The sequence below is a fragment of the Variovorax boronicumulans genome (genome assembly GCF_029892485.1).
Classification (GTDB): Bacteria; Pseudomonadota; Gammaproteobacteria; order Burkholderiales; family Burkholderiaceae_C; genus Variovorax; species Variovorax boronicumulans_B.
This window is the reverse complement of sequence record NZ_JARXVG010000006.1, coordinates 252,689-272,860: the sequence shown is the minus strand read 5'-3', so window position 1 is coordinate 272,860 and position 20,172 is coordinate 252,689. Positions and strand designations below refer to the sequence as shown.

Below are 20,172 nucleotides of genomic sequence, written 5' to 3'. Positions count from 1 at the left end.
TCGGGGTAAAATACTGGGTTGCGAACAGGCCAGCTACCCCAAAGTTAGCAACGACCAATCCTCCGCGCATCGCGTCTGCCCCAAAGAACTCGGTCCACGGAATCTAACGGAGAAAACAAGTTTCATGGCGATCGTTGTCAACAAACCCATTCCTGAATTCGACGCCAACGCCACGGGCGGCCTCAAGGTCTCGAATACCTCGCATCTCGGCCACGTGCTGGTCATGTATTTTTACCCGAAAGATAACACTCCGGGTTGCACCACCGAAGCCATGCAGTTTCGCGACCGCTACAAGGACTTCGAAAAAGCCGGTGCCACCGTTTTCGGCGTTTCGCGTGACAACATGAAGTCGCACGACGAGTTCAAGGCCAAGCTCGAGCTGCCCTTCGAACTCATCGCCGACACCGAAGAAAAAATGTGTCACATGTTCGGCGTGGTCAAGAACAAGATCATGTACGGCAAGAAGGTCAAGGGCATCGAACGCAGCACCTTCCTCATTGGCGCCGACGGCATCCTGAAGGCCGAATGGCGCGGGCTCAAGGTTCCGGGCCACGTCGATGACGTGCTCAAGGCAGTCAAGGCGCTCAAGAAGGCCGCCTGACCGCAGCAAGAAGCGCCAGCTTGCGCTTTGGGCGATTTGCGTGGGGAATGCCCAACGCAGCCGCAAAGAGCCTCTGGCGTGTCACCTGCGGTGTGCATAATGGCCTCATGCCGTTGAGCTCCACGACCGCATCCCCCGAACAAAGCCGCCTTGGTCTTCAGGCGGCTTTTTCGTTTTCTGGTTTTCACTTTCCTGCGAGCGACTTCCCACATGCCATTGCCTCCCGCCCCCACGAAACGCGCCGCATTGCTCTCGCCGGATGCGGTCGACGCACCCGCCCGCTCCTCGCACAGGGGGTCGCGCCGCGCTGGCGACCAGCGCGCTGACGAAACAACCTCCAACGGTCCGCAGCCGCTGGAGCTGTTCGACAACCTGGCTTCCGAGGCGGCGGGCGGCGGCGAAACCGCGCGTCCGTCGCGCCGCGGCCGCCCCCGGCCGGCGCCCGTGCCTGCCCCGCAACAGCCTGCTGCCATCCAGGTCGAGACGCGGGTCCCCACGCCTCCCGCTCCGGTTCACGCTCCCGCTCCCGCTCCCGCTCCTGTGGCAGTGGCACCGCAAGCGCCCGCACGCCCCAAGCGCAGCAAGTCCACCGGCCCGGCCAAGCTGTTCGTACTCGACACCAACGTGCTGTTGCACGACCCGATGTGCCTGTTCCGCTTCGAGGAGCACGACATCTTCCTGCCGATGATCGTGCTGGAAGAGCTCGACGGTCACAAGAAAGGCACCACCGAAGTCGCCCGCAACGGCCGCCAGACGAGCCGCACGCTCGACGCGCTGGCCGGCCCGCAGGATGCCGACATCGACAAGGGCCTGAAGCTGGACATCACCGGCCATCGCGAAGCCGGCGGGCGCCTCTTCTTCCAGACCGCCCCGCTCGACTACTCGCTGCCGGTCAGCCTGCCCCAGGGCAAGGCCGACAACCAGATCCTGGGGGTGGTGAGTGCGCTGCGCGACGAGTACGCCAAAGACCGCCCGGGCAAGCCGAAGCAGGAAGTGGTGCTGGTGTCCAAGGACATCAACATGCGTGTCAAGGCGCGCGCACTGGGCCTTGCCGCCGACGACTACCAGAACGACAAGACGCTGGAAGACGGCGACCTGCTCTACGCAGGCTCGCTGGCGCTCCCGCCCGACTTCTGGACCCGCCAGAGCAAGACGGTCGAGAGCTGGCAGAGCGGCAGCAACACCTTCTACCGGATCAGCGGTCCGATCGTGCCCAACCTGTACATCAACCAGTTCGTCTTCTTCGAGGCGCCCGGCGAGCCGAGCATGTACGCGCGCGTCACCGAAATCCGCGACAAGACCGCGGTGCTCAAGACGCTCAAGGACTACAGCTCCGGCAAGAACGCGGTGTGGGGCGTGAACACGCGCAACCGCGAGCAGAACTTCGCGATGAACCTGCTGATGGACCCGGAGATCGACTTCGTCACGCTGACCGGCACCGCCGGCACCGGCAAGACCCTGATGGCGCTGGCCTCGGGCCTCACGCAGGTGCTCGACGACCGCCGCTACACCGAGATCATCATGACCCGCGCGACCGTGAGCGTGGGTGAGGACATCGGCTTCCTGCCCGGCACCGAGGAAGAAAAGATGGGCCCCTGGATGGGCGCGCTGGACGACAACCTCGAGTTCCTGGCCAAGGGCGACGGCGGCGGCGCCGGCGAGTGGGGCCGCGCGGCCACCAACGAGCTGATCCGCAGCCGCATCAAGGTCAAGAGCATGAACTTCATGCGCGGGCGCACCTTCCTGAACAAGTACGTGATCATCGACGAGGCGCAGAACCTGACGCCCAAGCAGATGAAGACGCTGATCACCCGTGCCGGCCCGGGCACCAAGATCATCTGCATGGGCAACCTGGCGCAGATCGACACGCCGTACCTGACGGAAGGCTCCTCGGGCCTGACCTTCGCGGTCGACAAGTTCAAGGGCTGGCCGCACGGCGGGCACATCACGCTGGCGCGCGGCGAACGCTCGCGCCTGGCCGACTTCGCGAGCGACGTGCTCTAAAAACCAGTCCGCCGGTATCGAGCCCGCGCATGCTCCCAGGAGCATCGCGGGCTTTTTCTCGCCCGCCCATGACAGGCTCCTGACAAGACGTTGTCAGGAGGCGGTCCGCACCATCGAGGCTCCTTGCAACACAACGAAAGAGAGCCCTTCATGACGAACGCCATCAGCTGGTTCGAGATCCCCGTCGCCGACATGGACCGCGCCCAGGCCTTCTACGAAACCGTGCTGGCGCGCAAGCTGCGCCGCGAGAACTTCGGCGGCGAGACGCTGGCCGTGTTCCCCTACGACGACCCCGCCACCGGCGGCGCGCTGCAGGCCGGCACGACGGGCGCTGCGCGTGCGGGCACCGGCATCCGCATCTACCTGGACTGCATGCCCAGCATCGACGCCGTGCTCTCGCGCGTGGAGGCGGCCGGCGGGCAGATCGTCGCGCCCAAGTCGGCACTGCCGCCGGGCATGGGTTTCATCGCCCACCTGCGCGACACCGAAGGCAACGAAGTCGGCCTGCACGCCCTCGCCTGAAGCACCATGGCACAGCGCAACTGGATCGCTGTCGCAAGCGCCGAGCATGCCCGGCGCGGGCGCGACCACAAGCCGCTCGGCTTCATGCAGGTCGGGCACGGCAAGCTGGGCCCGCTCAAGCGGGTCGCCGCGGGCGACCGCGTGGCCTACTACGCACCGGCCACTGTGTTCGGCGGCACGGACAAGCTGCAGAGCTTTGTGTCGATCGGCATCGTGCTGCCTGGCGAGGCGTACGAGTTCGACATGGGCGGCGGCTTCGTGCCCTGGCGCCGCGACGTGAGCTATGCGGCCTCGCACGAAGCCCCCATCGCGCCACTGATCGAGCGCCTCGCATTCATCGAGACGCCGAAGCAGTGGGGCTACAAGTTCCGCTTCGGCATGTTCGATGTGACCGACGCCGACATGGCGTTGATCGCCCGGACCATGAAGGCAGACCTGAAAACGCTCGCTCTTTGAGCAGCAACACCCGAACATCGCAGACGCAAGAGAAGAACCCATGGAACCCGCCCGCCAACACCACGACGCCTTCCGGGTCGCAGGCCTCACGGTCCGCACGACCAACCGCGAAGAAAACGATCCCGCTACAGCCCGCATCGGCGCGCTGTGGGGGCGCTTCTTCGGCGAGCAGACCTACGTATCGACGCCCCACCGCACGAGCGACACACGCATCTTCGGGATCTACTCCGCCTACGAATCCGATGCCCATGGCCCCTTCGACATCACTGTCGGCGTGGCCGTCTCGGAGGGCGCGGACAGCGTGGCCATCGAAGCCGGCGACTACCTCGTCTTCAACGGCCAGGGCGAGATGCCGCAGATGGTGATCGCCGCCTGGCAGCGCATCTGGCAGTATTTCGAGGCTCACCCGGAAATCGCGCGCCGCTTGCGCAGCGATTTCGAAGCCTACGAGGGGCCGGACAAGGTGGCGATCCACATCGGAGTTTCCGCAGTTTCATGAGCACCAAGAAGAACCGGCGCGACAGGCTCGCCGGCTACCCGCACCTGGCGCGCCACCGCGCCACCATCGGCTGCACCGTGACCACGGCGATCTTTGCGCACATGGTTGCGCACGCGACCGAAGAGTCGAAGGCGCAGGACCGGACGCCGTACTGGCGCACGCTCAAGATCGGCGGCGAACTCAACCCCAAGTACCCCGGTGGCATCGAGGCGCAGATGACCAGGCTCGAAGCCGAGGGCCACACGGTCGTGCAGCGCGGCCAACGCTACTTCGTCGAGGACTTCGCCAAGAAGCTCTCCGGAACGCGTTGATGCGCCGCGCCGACCGCCTCTTCCAGCTCGTGCAGTTCATCCGCGGGCGCCGGCTCACCACAGCTGCCTTCCTGGCGCAGCGCCTCGAGGTTTCCGAGCGCACGGTGTACCGCGACGTGGCCGACCTGCAGCACCAGGGCGTGCCGATCGAAGGAGAAGCCGGTGTGGGCTACCGGCTGGGCGTGGGCTTCGAGTTGCCACCGCTGATGTTCACGCAGGACGAAGCCTCCGCGCTCGTGGCTGCGGCGCGGCTCGCGCAGAGCTGGGTCGATCCGGCGCTGGCGCGCGACATCGAAGCGGGGCTGGGCAAGATCCTCTCGGTGCTGCCGCCAGCCGCGCGCGTTTCGGCGGAAGGCTTGGCGCTCTATGCACCGGCGCTGGGGCTGGACGACGTCATGGGCGCCCGGCTGCAGGCCTTGCGCGAAGCAGTGCAGGCGCGCCAGAAGCTGCGCCTGAATTACCGCGACGTGTCGGGCGATGCCAGCGAGCGCACGGTGCGGCCGCTCGGCTGCTTCTACTGGGGGAAGGTCTGGACGCTGTCGACCTGGTGTGAGCTGCGCAACGATTTCCGCGGGTTTCGCGTCGACCGCATGGACGCGGTCCAGGTGCTGCCCGATCGATTCCGCGACGAACCGGGCAAGACGCTGGCCGATCTGCTGCGCCAGGTGAAGGCCCGCCAGGTTGAAGCGACGCCACCGGAACCACAGGCATGGCCGTCGAAGGCCCAGGGTCCTTCGGGCCGCTGATCTCGCTCCGTTCGCGTCAGTACTGGTCGCTGTGGCTGTAGCCTTCCAGGTTCTCGAACTTGGTGATCGGCTTCAGGAAGGCCAGCTTGATGGTGCCCGTCGGGCCGTTGCGGTGCTTGCTGATGATCACCTCCGCCACGCCCGGCTCCTTGCTGTTCTTGTCGTAGTAGTCGTCGCGGTAGATGAACATGATGATGTCCGCGTCCTGCTCGATGGCGCCGGACTCGCGCAGGTCGCTCATCATGGGCCGCTTGTCGGTGCGGCTTTCCACGCCGCGGCTGAGCTGCGAAAGTGCGATCACCGGGCACTTGAGTTCCTTGGCGAGCATCTTCAGGCCGCGCGAGATTTCGCCCACAGCCGTCGCGCGATTCTCGTCGCCGCTCGTGCTGGTCGACATGAGCTGCAGGTAGTCAACCACGATCAGGCCCAGGCGCCCGTACTGGCGCGCGAGCCGGCGTGCATTGGCGCGCAGTTCGCTGGTCGAGAGGCCCGGCGTCTCGTCGATGTGCAGCGACACGGTGCGCAGCTTCTCGATGGCTTCGGTCAGGCGCGGCCACTCCTCGTCGCTGAGCTTGCCGGTGCGCAGATGCCCCTGGTCGATGCGGCCGATCGAGCCGACGATACGCACCGCCAGCTGGGACGCGCCCATTTCCATCGAGAACACGGCAACGGGCAATCCTTCGTTGAGCGCCACGTGCTCGGCGATGTTGATCGCCAGCGAGGTCTTGCCCATCGAGGGACGCGCGGCCAGCACGATCATGTCGCCCGGCTGCAGGCCGGAGGTCATCTTGTCGAAGTCGTGAAAGCCGGTGCGAACGCCCGTGATGTCGTTCGGGTTCTCGGCCATCTCGTTCACGCGGTCGAGCAGCTCGACCACCAGGGCGTCCATGCTCTGGAAGCCCTGCTTCATCCGCGAGCCTTCTTCGCCGATGTTGAAGATCTTCTGTTCGGCTTCGTCGAGGATCTTGTCGACCGGCTTGCCCTGCGGGTTGAAGGCGTTGGTCGCGATCTCGTCGCTGGCCGAGACGAGCTTTCGCAGGATCGAGCGCTCGCGCACGATCTCCGCATAGCGCCGGATGTTGCTCGCGCTGGGCACGTACTGCGCCAGCGAGTTCAGGTAGACCAGCCCGCCGATCTCGTCGGCCTTGCCCAGGCTCTGCAGCCGCTCGAAGACCGTGATGACGTCGGCCGGCTTGCTGGCATTGATCAGCCCGCCGACGGCGGCATAGATCAGCTTGTGCTCGTGGCGGTAGAAGTCGCCGTCGACCAGCAGGTCGCCCATGCGGTCCCAGGCGCCGTTGTCGAGCAGCAGGCCACCGAGCACGCTCGATTCGGCCTCGATGGAGTGAGGCGGAACGCGCAGTTGGGCGATCTGGCGGTCGGCCGACGAATTACCGTCGGAGTAGGAGAAAACGGCGGACATGGACTTCCCTTGCAACCCTGCATGCTAAGCCGCGCACGGCACTGCGCTTGTGGACAAGGTTGTGAATAAACAGTGATCTTCCAGTGCAGCGCGCTGGAAAACTCAAGGCACAAAAAGAAAAGCCGCCCGAAGGCGGCTTTTCGCGGCAGCGCACGAGGCGCTGCAAACGATCAGGCGGTTTCGCCGTAGACAGTCACGGTGATCTCGACGACCACGTCGGTGTGCAGCGCAACGCTCACGGTGCTGTCGCCAACAACCTTGATCGGGCCGTTGGGCAGGCGCACTTGCGACTTGGCAACCTTGTAGCCTTGCTTGCCCAGTTCCTCGGCGATGTCGCCGTTGGTGACCGAGCCGAACAGGCGGCCGTCGACGCCAGCCTTTTGCGTCAGCTTGACGGTCGTGCCGCCGAGCTTTTCGCCTTGGGCTTGCATTTCAGCCAGCTTGGCAGCCGCAGCCTTTTCGAGTTCGACGCGCTTGGCTTCGAATTCGGCCTTGTTGGCAGCGGTGGCGCGGCGGGCGCGGCCCGACGGAATCAGGAAGTTGCGTGCGTAACCGTCCTTGACCTTGACGATTTCGCCGAGGGTGCCGAGGTTGACGACCTTGTCCAGAAGAATGACTTGCATGGTGTCGGCTCCTTAGACGCGGTGTTGGTCGCTGTACGGGACCATGGCCAGGAAGCGGGCGCGCTTGATGGCGGTGTTGAGCTGGCGCTGGTAGATCGCGCGCGTGCCGGTCAGGCGTGCGGGGATGATCTTGCCGTTTTCGCTGATGAAGTCACGCAGCGTGTCGATGTCCTTGTAGTCGATTTCCTCGACGCCAGCGACGGTGAAACGGCAGAAGCGCTTGCGCTTGAACAGCAGCGACTGGGTGTTGCGCTTCGGGCGCTTGTCTTTGTTGAATTTCTTGAACGTGGCCATTTGGGGACCTCTTGTCGAAAATTAATCTTGCTGAAAATCCTGGATGTGCAGGACCGGATGCTTGCCATTGCCCGGTGTCGCGAGAAACCCCTGAAAACGCCAGAGACTTCCCATCGACTGTCTTGCGAGCCTCTCGGCGATGGCGCCGAAGGCAACGGCCTTGAGGGCCGTCTTCACCTGCCGGGGTTTGCCTGCTTCATCGAGGGTCGACTCGTGTTCGAGTCTGAGGTCGATGGCGGGCAGGCCGGCGGGCGTGTATCGCAAGGCTCCGAGTTCGGCAACCGAGGCGGTCAGCAACAGCTGATTGACACCGGTTGCCGCAGCGGCAGCAGTCACGCCATCAGTTGTTGTTGGCGGCGTATTCGGCCTGCTGGGCCTTGCGGGCTTCTTCGCGCTCGACCGTCTTCATCATCGACGAAGGACCGGTGTCGGCCTTCTTCTTCTGGACGGTGAGGTGACGCAGCACGGCATCGTTGAACTTGAACGCGTGTTCCAGTTCGCCCATCACGGTTTGCTCGGCTTCGATGTTGACGCACAGGTAGTGCGCCTTGTTGAGCTTGTTGATCTGGTAGGCCAGCTGACGGCGGCCCCAGTCTTCAACGCGATGGACCTTGCCACCGCCGGCCGTGATCAGGCCCTTGTAGCGCTCCAGCATGGCCGGAACTTGCTCGCTCTGATCCGGGTGGATCAGCAAAATGATTTCGTAGTGACGCATGGCACTCCTTGTGGATTCTTCCGAAGAAGAGGAAAAGCCACCTGCAGCGTCGGGCGCAGTGTGGCAAGGCAAAGCCGGCGATTATAGCCCTGGAATTGACAACCCGGCAAGGCACCTCAGTCGTTGAGGGCCTTGTCCAGGGCGGCGGCCTTTTCCGGGCCGACCGCGGCGCGAATCTTGGGCGCCAGTGCCAGGAGGTCTTCATAGCTCGTCGTGCCCTCGACCTGCAGGTTGAGCCGGAACCCCATCAGGCCCAGGCTGCCGGTGAGCTGGGTCGCGATGGGGTAGGCGTCCTTGTAGCGCTGCTGCCTGCTGCGGCCTGAAGAGCCTGCCGCGGGCGCGGCCGAAGGAACTGCCGGCTTCGCTGCGTCGACGACTGCGCTGGCGACCACCGCCGGTGGCGCCGCACTGCCCGCCATCGGCTCCAGGAGCCCCAGCGCGACCATGTGGTCGATGTCCTCGCGGACGATGCCCATGCCGTTGGCCAGCACCTCGTCGACCGCGCGCTTGCCGTCGAACAGGATGAAGGCCGAGCGCTGGCGCGGCGACAAGGTGACCGAGCGGTCCTTCAGGGCCTGATGGCCCGTCTGCGTCTTCACAAGAATCATGGTGGTCTTCCCTTCCGGGATACGCCCGTGAGTCTCGCGAGTCTGGCATCAAATACGCAATTTGTTTCCAGAACACCTACAGGTCGCGGGAATCCCCCCATGGGGATTTCCGCAATCCGTTGCAATCCGTTGCGTGGTGCCTTCAGCGCCTGGCGAGCTGCTGCCAGGTGTCGATGACGCTGTCGGGGTTGAGCGAGATCGACTCGATCCCCTCCTCCGCCAGCCAGAGCGCGAAGTCCGGATGGTCGCTGGGCCCCTGGCCGCAGATGCCCACGTATTTGCCTTCAGCCTTGCAGGCCTTGATGACGCGACTCAGCAGCGCCTTGATGGCCGGGTCGCGCTCGTCGAAGTCGGCCGCCAGCAGCTCGAGCCCCGAATCGCGGTCCAGGCCCAGCGTGAGCTGGGTCAGGTCGTTCGAGCCGATCGAGAAGCCGTCGAAGAACTTCAGGAACTCTTCCGGCAGGATCGCGTTGCTCGGCACCTCGCACATCATGATCAGCTTGAGATCGTTCTCGCCGCGCTTGAGGCCATGCTCGCCCAGCAGCGTGGTCACGCGCTCGGCCTGGCCCAGGGTGCGCACGAAGGGCACCATGATCTGCACGTTGGTCAGGCCCATGTCGTTGCGCACGCGCTTGAGCGCCTCGCACTCCATGGCGAAGGCCTCGCCGAAATCGGCACTCAGGTAGCGCGCCGCGCCGCGGAAGCCCAGCATCGGGTTCTCTTCTTCCGGCTCGTAGCGGCTGCCGCCGATCAGCTTGCGGTACTCGTTCGACTTGAAGTCCGACAGGCGCACGATGACCTTCTTGGGCCAGAAGGCGGCAGCGATGGTCGCAATGCCTTCGGCCACCTTGTCAACGTAGAACGCACGCGGCGAAGCGTGTCCGCGGGCCACCGATTCGACGGCCTTCTTCAGGTCGTTGTCGACGTTCGGATAGTCGAGGATCGCCTTCGGGTGCACGCCGATGTTGTTGTTGATGATGAACTCGAGGCGGGCCAGGCCCACGCCGTGGTTCGGCAACTGCGCGAAGTCGAAGGCCAGTTGCGGGTTGCCCACGTTCATCATCAGCTGGATGTCGATCTCGGGCATCACGCCGCGCTGCACTTCCGTCACTTCGGTTTCGAGCAGGCCGTCGTAGATAAAGCCGGTGTCGCCCTCGGCGCAGCTCACGGTGACCAGCGTGCCGTCTTTCAGCAGGTCGGTCGCGTCACCGCAGCCGACCACGGCCGGAATGCCGAGTTCGCGCGCAATGATGGCCGCATGGCAGGTGCGCCCGCCGCGGTTGGTGACGATGGCGGCGGCGCGCTTCATCACCGGTTCCCAGTTGGGGTCGGTCATGTCGGTGACGAGCACGTCGCCGGCCTGGACCTTGTCCATTTCGCTGATGTTGTGCACCAGGCGCACGGGGCCAGTACCGATCTTCTGGCCGATGGCTCGGCCTTCGGCGAGCACTGCCCCCTTGCCCAGCAGCTTGTAGCGCTGCTCGGCCTTGCCCTGCTGCTGGCTCTTCACCGTCTCGGGACGGGCCTGCAGGATGTAGAGCAGGCCGTCGGTGCCGTCCTTGCCCCACTCGATGTCCATCGGGCGGCCGTAGTGCTCTTCGATGACCAGCGCGTACCTGGCCAGTTGCTCCACGTCGGCGTCGCTCAGCGAGTAGCGGTTGCGCTGCTCGGCCTTGACGTCGGTGGTCTTCACCAGCTTGCCGCTGGCCTTTTTCTCTTCGGGCGTCGCGAACTCCATCTGGATCAGCTTGGAGCCCAGGTTGCGGCGGATCACCGCGCGCTTGCCGGCACGCAGCGTCGGCTTGTGCACGTAGAACTCGTCCGGGTTCACGGCGCCCTGCACCACCGTCTCGCCGAGGCCATAGCTCGACGTGATGAAAACGACCTGGTCGAAGCCCGATTCGGTGTCGATGGTGAACATGACGCCGGCGGCGCCGAGGTCGGAGCGCACCATGCGCTGCACGCCGGCCGAGAGGGCAACCACATCGTGCTCGAAGCCCTTGTGCACGCGGTAGCTGATGGCGCGGTCGTTGTAGAGGGAGGCGAACACCTCCTTCATCTTGTGCAGCACGTCGTCGATGCCGACCACGTTCAGGAAGGTTTCCTGCTGGCCCGCGAACGAGGCGTCGGGCAAGTCTTCGGCGGTAGCGGAAGAACGCACGGCGAACGAGGCCTCGGGGTTGCCGGCGCTCAGCGTGGCAAAGGCCTCGCCAATGGCTTTCTGCAGGTCGGCCGGGAAAGGCTGGGACTCGACCATGGCGCGGATCTCGGCGCCGGCCGTGGCCAGCGCGCGCACGTCTTCGGTGTCCAGTGCGGCCAGGCGCTTGCTGATCTTGTCGGCCAGGCCGTCGTGGGCCAGGAACTGGCGGAATGCGTGTGCCGTGGTTGCGAAACCGGTGGGCACCCGCACGCCTTGTGGCAGCTGGGAGATCATTTCGCCGAGGCTGGCGTTCTTGCCGCCAACCGCCTCGACGTCGGTCATTCTCAGGTTTTCAAACGGTACGACCAGGGCGGTCGCGTCGAAAAGTGCAGACATGGGGAAGCTCCAGAAGTTGAAACCGGTGCTGCATGCAGGCGGCACGGCACGATCGTTGTCGTTGCTTTGGGTGCGGTTGCGGCGTGCATGGAAAGAATGGGGGTGGGAAAGCAGATTCCCGATAATGGCCCGGATTGTAGGCGTGGCAAGGTCGCCCGCGCCGCAGGACAAGGCCGCAAGAGCAACACCATGCATACACGCACTGTTTTCTTCATTTCCGACGGCACCGGCATCACCGCCGAGACTTTCGGCAACGCCGTGCTCGCCCAGTTCGAGATGAAGCCGCGCCACGTGCGGCTGCCTTTCACCGACACGGTCGACAAGGCGCACCAGGCGGTGCGGCAGATCAACCACACGGCCGAACTCGAAGGCTTGCGGCCCATCGTCTTCACCACGCTGGCCAACATGGACGTGCTGGAAGTCATCGAAACCGGCTGCAAAGGCATGCTGCTGGACATGTTCGGCACCTTTGTGCGGCCGCTGGAGATCGAGCTGGCGGTGAAGTCGAACCACCGCATCGGCCGCTTCAGCGACGTGAGCAAGAGCAAGGAATACAACGCCCGCATCGCCGCCATCGACTTCAGCCTGGCGCACGACGACGGCCAGAGCAACCGCGACCTGCAGGGCGCCGACGTGATCCTGGTCGGCGTGAGCCGCAGCGGCAAGACACCCACTTCGCTCTACCTGGCGATGCAGCACGGCCTGAAAGCGGCCAACTACCCGCTGATTCCCGAGGATTTCGACCGCCGCCAGCTCCCGCCGGCGCTGATGCCGCACCGAAAGAAGATCTTCGGCCTGACGATCCAGCCCGAGCGGCTGAGCGAGATCCGCAATGAGCGACGGCCCGATTCGCGCTACGCCAGCCTGGAGAACTGCCGCCACGAGGTGAGCGAGGCCGAGGCGATGATGCGGCGCGCCGGCATCCGCTGGCTCTCGACCACCACCAAGTCGATCGAGGAAATCGCGACCACGATCCTGCAGGAACTGCGGCCGGAGCGGCTGACTTACTGAGCCTTCCAAAAAAAATGGGCTACCGGATCGGCAGCCCATTTGTTTGGCGCATTCAGGCGCCAGAACGCAAGATGGAATCGACGGGTCAGGCCGCAGCGGGCGCCGAGGTGCGGATCAGGTGGTCGAACGCACCGAGCGCCGCCTTCGCACCGTCGCCGGCCGCGATGATGATCTGCTTGAACGGCACGGTCGTCACATCGCCCGCCGCGAACACGCCTGGCACGGAGGTCTGGCCGCGAGCATCGACGACGATCTCGCCGTGCTTCGTGAGCTCGACCACGCCCTTGAGCCAGTCGGTGTTGGGCACGAGGCCGATCTGAATGAACACACCTTCGAGCTCGACCTTCTTCAGTTCGCCCGATGCGCGGTCCTTGTAGACCAGGCCGTTGACCTTCTGGTCGCCGGTGATCTCGGTGGTCTGCGCGTTGGTGAACACGTCGACGTTCTTCAGGCTGTGCAGCTTGCGCTGCAGCACGGCGTCGGCGCGCAGCGCGGTGTCGAACTCGATCAGCGTGACGTGGCCCACGATGCCGGCCAGGTCGATCGCCGCTTCGACGCCCGAGTTCCCGCCACCGATCACCGCGACGCGCTTGCCCTTGAACAGCGGGCCGTCGCAATGCGGGCAGTAGGCCACGCCCTTGTTCTTGAACTCGTGCTCGCCGGGCACGTTGATGTTGCGCCAGCGCGCACCGGTCGAGATGATGATGGACTTGCTTTTCAGCGAGGCGCCGCTTTCCAGTTGCACTTCGATGAGGTCAGCGCCCGGCACCAGGGCCTTGGCGCGCTGCAGGTTCATGATGTCCACGTCGTAGTCGCGCACATGCTCTTCGAGCGCATGGGCGAACTTCGGGCCTTCGGTTTCCTTGATCGAGATGAAGTTCTCAATGCCCAGCGTGTCGAGCACCTGGCCGCCGAAACGCTCGGACGCCACACCGGTGCGGATGCCCTTGCGCGCCGCATACACGGCGGCTGCGGCGCCCGCGGGGCCGCCACCGACGATCAGCACGTCGAACGGGTCCTTGGCGGCGATCTTCTTCGCTTCGCGCTCGACGCCGCTGGTGTCGATCTTCGCGAGGATTTCTTCCAGACTCATGCGGCCCTGGCCGAACTCGGTGCCGTTCAGGAACACGGTCGGCACCGCCATGATCTGGCGTTCCTTCACTTCGTCCGGGAAGGTGCCGCCTTCGATCATCGTGGTGCGGATGCGCGGGTTCTGCACCGCCATCAGGTTCAGCGCCTGAACCACATCCGGGCAGTTGTGGCAGGTGAGCGAGACGTAGATCTCGAACTCGAAGTCGCCGTCGAGTGCCTTGATCTGGTCGAGCACGGCTTGCTCGACCTTGGGCGGATAGCCGCCGATCTGCAGCAACGCAAGGATCAGCGAGGTGAATTCATGGCCCATCGGCAGGCCGGCGAAACGCGGGCCGTGGTTTTCGCTCGGGCGGTTGACCGAGAACGAGGGCTTGCGGTGGCTGTCTTCGCGGCTCTCGGTCAGCTTGACCAGCGGCGAGGACTCGGCGACGTCCTTCAGCAGCGACAACATCTCGCCCGAGGCCTTGCTGTCGTCGAGCGAGGCAACGATTTCGATCGGTTGCGTGGCGCGTTCGAGGTAACTCTTCAATTGGGCTTTGGTGCTGGCGTCGAGCATGACGGACTCACTTTCGATAACTGGAAACTATCAACTGGGAACAAAAAAGCCCGGGGCCTCGTGAGCGCCCGGGCTTTCGCACGGGAAGCGCTTAGATCTTGCCGACGAGGTCGAACGACGGAGCGATGGTCTTGTCGCCTTCATTCCACTTGGCCGGGCAAACTTCGTTCGGGTGGGCGGCGGTGTAGACCGCTGCCTTGAGCTTGCGCAGGGTTTCCTTGACGTCGCGGGCGATTTCGTTGGAGTGCACTTCGGCGGTCTTGATGATGCCGTCGGGGTTGATCACGAAGGTGCCGCGCAGTGCCAGGCCTTCTTCGGGGATGTGCACGCCGAAAGCATTGGTCAGCGTGTGGGTCGGATCGCCCACCAGCGGGAACTTGGCCTTGCCGACGGCCGGCGACGTGTCGTGCCAGACCTTGTGCGAGAAGTGCGTGTCGGTGGTCACGATGTAGACCTCGGCACCCAGCTTCTGGAACTCGGGGTAGTTGTCGGCCGCGTCTTCGACTTCGGTCGGGCAGTTGAAGGTGAATGCCGCCGGCATGAAGATCAGCACGGACCATTTGCCCTTGAGCGTCTCGTCGGACACATCGATGAACTTGCCGTTGAGGTAGGCCTGGGTCTTGAAGGGTTGGACTTGGGTGTTGATCAGGGACATTGGTGATTCCTAGGTGGCTGATGAAAAAGGCGAACCATGAGTATAGCTACCAATCTCATATTATCAATAGCCATGAGCTATTAAAACTATTGGAGCTTGCTATGTTTGCGATGGGATCGCGAAGGCTTTATCGGCGCCTCCAATACGAACGTGTATCACCATCAAACGCATGCAGACCGGCGCAGCATGGGATTGCTTGCAAGTGCGCACCCGCCCCTCTGACAATCACCACTTTCAGAACAAGGAAAAATCATGAAGGGCGACCCCAAGGTCATCGAACATCTGCAGGCGCAGCTCAAGAACGAGCTCACTGCAATCAACCAGTACTTCCTCCACTACCGCATGCTCAAGCATTGGGGTCTGGACAAGCTGGCGAAGAAGGAATATGAGGAATCGATCGGCGAGATGAAGCACGCCGACAAGCTGATGGACCGCATCTTCATGCTCGACGGCCTGCCCAATCTGCAGGACCTCGGCAAGCTGAACATCGGCGAAGACGTGCCCGAACTGCTGCGCTGCGACCTCGGCGCAGAAACCGGCGCGCAAGCCACCATCAAGGACGGCATCCAGCATTGCGAATCGGTGCGCGACTATGTCTCGCGCGACCTGCTGCAAGAAATTCTGGACGACACGGAAGAGCACATCGACTTCCTCGAAACCCAGATCGACCTGATCGACCGCGTCGGCCTGCAGAACTATCTGCAATCGCAAATGGGCGAACTCGCATAAGCGCAAGCTTTCGAATTCAGGCAACGGGGCTTCGGCCCCGTTTTTTATTGCTTTACGTAACTTAACGATTGTCAAATAGCAGTCATTCTCATTTGCACGGATAGAATCCGCGCCTTCGATGACCGCTGCCGCCCGCCCCGACAACCGCCGCCGTGCCTACTGGCTCAAGACCCTGCACGAATGGCATTGGGTGAGTTCTGCGATCTGCCTCATCGGCATGATCCTGTTCAGCGTCACGGGTTTCACCCTCAACCACGCGGGCCAGATCGAGGCCAACCCCGCGATCACGAAACTGAATGGCTCGATCGACGAGGCACTGCGCGCACGGCTCGAACAGCAGTTGCCCACCGCCAAGGCGCAAAAAGGCAAGGCGCCCCTGCCCGCCGAACTGCAAGGCTGGATTCAGAAAAACTGGGACGTCGACACCAAAGGCCGAGAGGCCGAATGGTCCGACGACGAGATCTACCTCTCGCTCCCCCGCCCCGGCGGCGACGCCTGGCTGCGCCTGAGCCTGGCCGACGGCGAGATCGAATACGAGCGCACCGACCGCGGCTGGCTCTCCTACCTCAACGACCTGCACAAGGGCCGCAACACCGGCGCGGCCTGGAGCTGGTTCATCGACATCTTTGCGGGCGCCACGCTGGTCTTTTCGATCACCGGGCTGTTCATTCTCAAGATGCATGCGGGCAATCGACCGTTCACCTGGCCGATGGTGGGCATGGGGCTGGTCGTGCCGATGCTGCTCGCGCTGCTGTTCATTCATTGATCGACCGATCGATTCAGAAAAAGAGGTTTCCCGTGCACGTTCGCTATTCACTCGCACCGATCGCCATGTCGGCGCTGTTCGCAGCCCCAGCTTTTGCGGCGAGCTTGGCTGTCAATATCGAGATTCCCCGGCTGAACGTTTCCGAGTACCACCGCCCCTATGTGGCGACCTGGATCGAGCGCGCCGACAACACGGTCGCCGGCACGCTGGCCGTCTGGTACGACGTGCGCACCAAGACGAACAACCCCGAAGGCGAAGGCACCAAGTGGCTCAAGGACATGCGCCAGTGGTGGCGCCGCGGCGGCCGCGAACTCGCGGTGCCTGTCGATGGCGTGACCGGTGCCACCAAGCCCGCCGGCAAGCACCAGTTGAGCTTCAATGAAGGCACGGCACCGATGCCCAAGCTCGCGCCCGGCGCCTACAAGCTGGTGGTCGAGGCGGCGCGCGAAGTCGGCGGCCGCGAGGTCGTAAGCATTCCTTTCCAGTGGCCACCCACCGCGGCAACGCAGCCGACCGCGGCCGGCAAGGAAGAGCTCGGCGAGATCAAGCTCGAACTCAAGCCCTGATCGACGCCAGACCGCCCTTCTCCTCTAGCTTCATCCATCAAGGACCTCCCATGACCCGTTCCACGCTGCGCGCCACCGGCCTCGCCATCGCCCTCTCGGCGCTCGCCTCCGTTTCCATGGCACACAACGCCTGGCTGTTGCCTTCGTCCACCGTGTTCTCGAAAGCGGACACCGTGTCCGTCGATGCGGCCGTCTCGAACGACCTGTTCGTCGCAAATCACGCGCCGCTGCGGCTCGAGGGCCTGCAGATCACCGCGCCCGATGGCAGCACTGTCAAACCCGAGAGCGAAGCCAAGCTCAAGCTGCGCAACGTGTTCGACGTGAGCGTGGCGCAACCGGGCACGTACCGCATCGCCGTGGTCAATGCGGGCGCTTTCGCGAGCTGGAAGGACAAGGCCACCGGCCAGAACAAGCGTGCGCGTGGGACGGCCGAGACCATCGGCATGGAAATCCCGGCCGATGCGCAGGACGTCACCATCACCCAGTCGTCCGGCCGCATCGAGACCTTCGTGACGGTCGGCAAGCCCTCGCCGCTCAAGGCCATCGGCCAGGGGCTGGAACTGATCGTGGCCGGCAGCCCGACCGACCTGGTCAAGGGCGAGAAAGCCAGCTTCACATTGAACCTCGACGGCCAGCCCGCGAAGAACCTCGAAGTGACGGTCACCGCCGGCAACACGCAGTACCGCGACAAGCTCGAGGAAATCAAGCTCAAGACCGACGACAAGGGCCAGTTCAGCGTGACCTGGCCGGCCGCCGGCATGTACTGGCTCGACGCCAGCACCAAGGACAACAAGACCACCGTGCCGCAAGCCAAGGAACGCCGCCTGAGCTATGCGGCCACCCTTGAAGTGATGCCCTGACACCTGCGCGCTCCCTTGGGACTTTCCTTCAGCACCTGGCACGCAGGCGGCTACGCCAACGCGGCCGTCCCGCGCCGCGCCGACCCGGCCACCCTGCAGCAGTTGGGCGGGCAGACCATGGGCACGACCTGGTCGCTGCGCTTCGACAACCCGCGAATGCTTCCGCTGGAGCAGGTGCGCGAAGCGGTGGAGGCAGCGCTTGCGCGGGTGATCGCGCAGATGAGCCACTGGGAGCCGACGTCGGACATCAGCCGATTCAACCGGGCACCTGCGGGCTCGCGGCATGAACTGCCCCGGGAGTTTGCCGAGGTGATGGCTTGCGCCTTTCACTGGGCGCGCATCAGCGCAGGCGCGATCGATCCCACCGTCGGGCCGTTGGTGGCCTGCTGGGGATTCGGCCCCGAGGCAAAAGAGAACGGCGTGCCCGCCACCGAAGTGCTTGCCGCGGTGCGTGCACGCGCCGGCTGGCAGCGGCTGGAATTCGATGCAGCGAGCAACGCGCTGCTGCAACCGGGAGGCATCACGCTCGACCTCTCGGGCATCGCCAAAGGTTTCGCGGTCGATCACGGGATCGAGGCATTGCTCGAACTCGGCCTCGCCAATCTGCTGTTCGAAATCGGCGGGGAACTGCGCGGCATCGGTCGCCGTCCGGACGGCCGGCCGTGGCAGGTGCTGGTCGATGGCGATTCGGCCGACCCTCAGCGCATCGCCTTGGCCGACATGGCCATCGCCACGTCGGGCGACCGCTGGCATCGTCGCGAGCACGAAGGCCGCCGCTGGTCGCACACCATCGATCCGCGCAATGGCGAGCCGGTCGCGCACGCACTGGCGAGCGTCACGATGCTGCATGCGCAGTGCATGCAGGCCGATGCGCTCGCAACCGTTCTGACCGTGCTGGGCCCGGACGATGGCCTGGCCTTCGCAGAGCGGCACGACATCGCGGCCCTTTTCATCGGCCACGACGATGCGGCTCCGCAAGCCTCGCGCGCCTGGCGAGCCCAGACCGGCGCATGACCGAGGCGATGTTGCGCACGCTGGGCGCGGGCGCCACGGCGACAGCCTATGCGGCGCTTTGCCTCGCCGTCTATGCGCGCCAGCGGCGGCTGCGCAGCGCGGCGATCCGCGAGGCGGCGGCTCTCTCGGCCGAAAGCGATGCCGCCCCGACCCTCGTGCTGTTCGCCAGCCAGACCGGCCAGGCAGAGACGATCGCCTGGCAGACAGCGCGGCAACTGCGCGCGGCAGGCACTCCGGTGCGCGTGATGGAACTCAACGCCCTCGACGCCGCCACGCTGGGCTCCGCAAGCCGCGCGCTCTTCGTGGCAAGCACCTACGGAGAGGGCGATGCCCCCGACGGCGCCAGCGTGTTCGCCGAACGCGTGATGGGCTCGCCTCTCGCCCTGTCCTCGCTTCGCTATGCCGTGCTGGCGCTGGGCGATCGCCAGTACAAGAATTTCTGCGGCTTCGGGCGCGCGCTCGATGCCTGGCTGCAGGCGTCAGGCGCCAGCCCCAATTTCGAATGCCTTGAGGTCGACAACAGCGACCCCGCCGCGCTGGCCGCCTGGCAGGCCCGATGGGGCGACACCGCTGCGATCGGGCATGAAGATCCGGACGGTGCATTCGCGCCGTGGCGGCTTGCGAGGCGTGAGCTGCTCAACGCCGGCAGCGCGGGTGCACCGGTCTTCCTGCTCAGCCTGGTGCCGCACGCGGGCGCGATGCCGCGCTGGGCCTCCGGCGATCTGGTGCAGATCGCGGTGGCCAGCGATCCGGCGCGGCCGCGCGACTATTCGATCGCTTCGCTGCCTACCGACGGCGAACTGCAATTGCTGGTGCGCCAGGAGCAGCACCCCGACGGCACCCTGGGCACTGCATCGGGCCTGCTCACATCGACGCTCACGATCGGCGACACCGTTGCACTGCGCCTGCGGCCGCACCGCGCCTTCCGTCTCGAGGGCAACGAAACCCGGCCCCTGATCCTCATTGGCAACGGCACTGGGCTGGCCGGCCTGCGCGCCCATCTGCGTGCTCGCGCGGCGGCAGGTTGCCACGACAACTGGCTGGTGTTCGGCGAGCGGCAAGCGGCCTACGACTTCCTCTGCCGCGGGGAGATCGAGGCTTGGCAGGCCAGCGGCGTGCTGCAGCGGCTCGACATGGTTTTTTCGCGCGACCAACCCGAGCGGCTTTACGTGCAACACCGGTTGCTGCAATCGGCCGATACGCTGCGCGCGTGGCTGGACAAGGGCGCGGCAATCTACGTATGCGGAAGCCGGCAAGGCATGGCGTCGGGTGTGGATGCCGCCTTGAAGCAGGTGGCCGGCAGTACGCTTTGGCAGGATCTGGTGGCAACTGGTCGCTATTGCCGCGATGTCTACTGATCTTCCTTCACTCCGCAGATCTGGATCAGTTGCGAACTAGCAACAACACAGCAAAACTTATGACCTAAGTTTGCCTTTGTTTCTCAAAAGTTAATGAGAAACACTATTATTCGCATCAATTTGCATTCGCCGCAAATTGACTCACTCAGCCAGTCCCCGGTTTTCTCTTCCCAGAAAGCATGCCTGCGGACCTCGCCAGTCGAGTCTTTCAGTTCGCCGCCCTTTCC

At 64.5% G+C, this 20,172-nt stretch carries 23 protein-coding genes; 14 read left to right on the top strand and 9 right to left on the bottom strand.

Annotated features, from left to right (window positions below; genetic code table 11):
- The first annotated feature begins 124 nt into the window (after positions 1-124).
- From M2282_RS16575 to M2282_RS16545, 7 genes are all read left to right on the top strand, one after another.
- Entirely contained in the window at positions 125-601 is a 477-nt protein-coding gene (locus M2282_RS16575) for a peroxiredoxin (RefSeq protein ID WP_007830801.1), read from the top strand.
- 210 nt (positions 602-811) lie between these two features.
- Complete coding sequence (locus tag M2282_RS16570) at positions 812-2,605, top strand: PhoH family protein (protein ID WP_280809873.1); 1,794 nt, start codon at positions 812-814, stop codon at positions 2,603-2,605.
- Positions 2,606-2,755: 150 nt separating this feature from the next.
- Positions 2,756-3,127, top strand: coding sequence for a VOC family protein (locus M2282_RS16565; protein ID WP_280809872.1), 372 nt, complete (start codon positions 2,756-2,758; stop codon positions 3,125-3,127).
- Between the two features lie 6 nt (positions 3,128-3,133).
- Positions 3,134-3,583: an EVE domain-containing protein gene (locus M2282_RS16560; RefSeq protein ID WP_280809871.1), complete on the top strand. Its 450-nt coding sequence runs from the start codon at positions 3,134-3,136 to the stop codon at positions 3,581-3,583.
- 40 nt (positions 3,584-3,623) lie between these two features.
- Complete coding sequence (locus tag M2282_RS16555; RefSeq protein ID WP_280809870.1) at positions 3,624-4,082, top strand: GyrI-like domain-containing protein; 459 nt, start codon at positions 3,624-3,626, stop codon at positions 4,080-4,082.
- On the top strand, positions 4,079-4,393 hold the full coding sequence (locus M2282_RS16550) for an MGMT family protein (RefSeq protein WP_280809869.1): 315 nt from the start codon (positions 4,079-4,081) through the stop codon (positions 4,391-4,393). The genes M2282_RS16555 and M2282_RS16550 overlap by 4 nt, the downstream gene beginning before the upstream one ends.
- Positions 4,393-5,139, top strand: a complete 747-nt coding sequence (locus tag M2282_RS16545) for a helix-turn-helix transcriptional regulator (RefSeq protein ID WP_280809868.1) — start codon at positions 4,393-4,395, stop codon at positions 5,137-5,139. Before M2282_RS16550 ends, M2282_RS16545 begins: the two co-directional genes overlap by 1 nt.
- A 16-nt stretch (positions 5,140-5,155) precedes the next feature.
- Here the strand turns inward: M2282_RS16545 and dnaB are convergent, their stop codons facing one another.
- The 7 genes from dnaB to ppsA all read right to left on the bottom strand — a co-directional run bounded on the left by dnaB (position 5,156) and on the right by ppsA (position 11,338).
- On the bottom strand, positions 5,156-6,562 hold the full coding sequence (dnaB, locus tag M2282_RS16540) for a replicative DNA helicase (RefSeq protein WP_280809867.1): 1,407 nt from the start codon (positions 6,560-6,562) through the stop codon (positions 5,156-5,158).
- A 170-nt stretch (positions 6,563-6,732) separates the two neighbouring features.
- Positions 6,733-7,185 carry a 50S ribosomal protein L9 gene (gene rplI, locus M2282_RS16535; RefSeq protein ID WP_280809866.1) on the bottom strand — a complete coding sequence of 151 codons (453 nt, stop codon included), beginning with the start codon at positions 7,183-7,185 and terminating at the stop codon, positions 6,733-6,735.
- 12 nt (positions 7,186-7,197) lie between these two features.
- Positions 7,198-7,479, bottom strand: a complete 282-nt coding sequence (gene rpsR / locus M2282_RS16530) for a 30S ribosomal protein S18 (protein WP_007830781.1) — start codon at positions 7,477-7,479, stop codon at positions 7,198-7,200.
- 21 nt (positions 7,480-7,500) lie between these two features.
- Positions 7,501-7,815 (bottom strand): primosomal replication protein N, encoded by a 315-nt coding sequence (priB, locus tag M2282_RS16525; protein WP_042579539.1) that lies wholly within the window; start codon positions 7,813-7,815, stop codon positions 7,501-7,503.
- A 4-nt stretch (positions 7,816-7,819) separates the two neighbouring features.
- A complete protein-coding gene (gene rpsF, locus M2282_RS16520) occupies positions 7,820-8,194 on the bottom strand; it encodes a 30S ribosomal protein S6 (RefSeq protein WP_198787691.1) in 375 nt (124 codons plus the stop codon).
- A gap of 116 nt (positions 8,195-8,310) precedes the next feature.
- Positions 8,311-8,802: a hypothetical protein gene (locus M2282_RS16515; protein WP_280809865.1), complete on the bottom strand. Its 492-nt coding sequence runs from the start codon at positions 8,800-8,802 to the stop codon at positions 8,311-8,313.
- A gap of 142 nt (positions 8,803-8,944) precedes the next feature.
- Positions 8,945-11,338 (bottom strand): phosphoenolpyruvate synthase, encoded by a 2,394-nt coding sequence (gene ppsA, locus M2282_RS16510; protein WP_280809864.1) that lies wholly within the window; start codon positions 11,336-11,338, stop codon positions 8,945-8,947.
- A gap of 189 nt (positions 11,339-11,527) precedes the next feature.
- Between ppsA and ppsR the strand changes: the two genes are divergently transcribed.
- The gene (gene ppsR, locus M2282_RS16505; protein ID WP_280809863.1) at positions 11,528-12,349 is read left to right on the top strand and encodes a posphoenolpyruvate synthetase regulatory kinase/phosphorylase PpsR; all 822 of its coding nucleotides are present in this window, start codon (positions 11,528-11,530) and stop codon (positions 12,347-12,349) included.
- 85 nt (positions 12,350-12,434) lie between these two features.
- Here ppsR and ahpF read toward each other — a convergent pair whose 3' ends face one another.
- Both ahpF and ahpC read right to left on the bottom strand, forming a co-directional pair.
- A complete protein-coding gene (gene ahpF / locus M2282_RS16500) occupies positions 12,435-13,997 on the bottom strand; it encodes an alkyl hydroperoxide reductase subunit F (protein WP_280809862.1) in 1,563 nt (520 codons plus the stop codon).
- A 91-nt stretch (positions 13,998-14,088) separates the two neighbouring features.
- Complete coding sequence (gene ahpC / locus M2282_RS16495; RefSeq protein ID WP_258353953.1) at positions 14,089-14,652, bottom strand: alkyl hydroperoxide reductase subunit C; 564 nt, start codon at positions 14,650-14,652, stop codon at positions 14,089-14,091.
- A gap of 252 nt (positions 14,653-14,904) precedes the next feature.
- Here ahpC and bfr point away from each other — a divergent pair, with 252 nt between their 5' ends.
- The 6 genes from bfr (at position 14,905) to M2282_RS16465 (ending at position 19,945) form a co-directional block, all read left to right on the top strand.
- Positions 14,905-15,381 carry a bacterioferritin gene (gene bfr, locus M2282_RS16490; protein ID WP_280809861.1) on the top strand — a complete coding sequence of 159 codons (477 nt, stop codon included), beginning with the start codon at positions 14,905-14,907 and terminating at the stop codon, positions 15,379-15,381.
- Positions 15,382-15,499: 118 nt separating this feature from the next.
- Complete coding sequence (locus M2282_RS16485) at positions 15,500-16,147, top strand: PepSY-associated TM helix domain-containing protein (protein ID WP_280809860.1); 648 nt, start codon at positions 15,500-15,502, stop codon at positions 16,145-16,147.
- Between the two features lie 65 nt (positions 16,148-16,212).
- Entirely contained in the window at positions 16,213-16,713 is a 501-nt protein-coding gene (locus M2282_RS16480; protein ID WP_280810043.1) for a DUF2271 domain-containing protein, read from the top strand.
- A gap of 50 nt (positions 16,714-16,763) precedes the next feature.
- Positions 16,764-17,573: a DUF4198 domain-containing protein gene (locus tag M2282_RS16475; protein ID WP_280809859.1), complete on the top strand. Its 810-nt coding sequence runs from the start codon at positions 16,764-16,766 to the stop codon at positions 17,571-17,573.
- A 15-nt stretch (positions 17,574-17,588) separates the two neighbouring features.
- Positions 17,589-18,587: an FAD:protein FMN transferase gene (locus M2282_RS16470; protein WP_280809858.1), complete on the top strand. Its 999-nt coding sequence runs from the start codon at positions 17,589-17,591 to the stop codon at positions 18,585-18,587.
- Positions 18,584-19,945 (top strand): sulfite reductase subunit alpha, encoded by a 1,362-nt coding sequence (locus M2282_RS16465; protein ID WP_280809857.1) that lies wholly within the window; start codon positions 18,584-18,586, stop codon positions 19,943-19,945. Before M2282_RS16470 ends, M2282_RS16465 begins: the two co-directional genes overlap by 4 nt.
- Positions 19,946-20,172 lie beyond the last annotated feature (227 nt).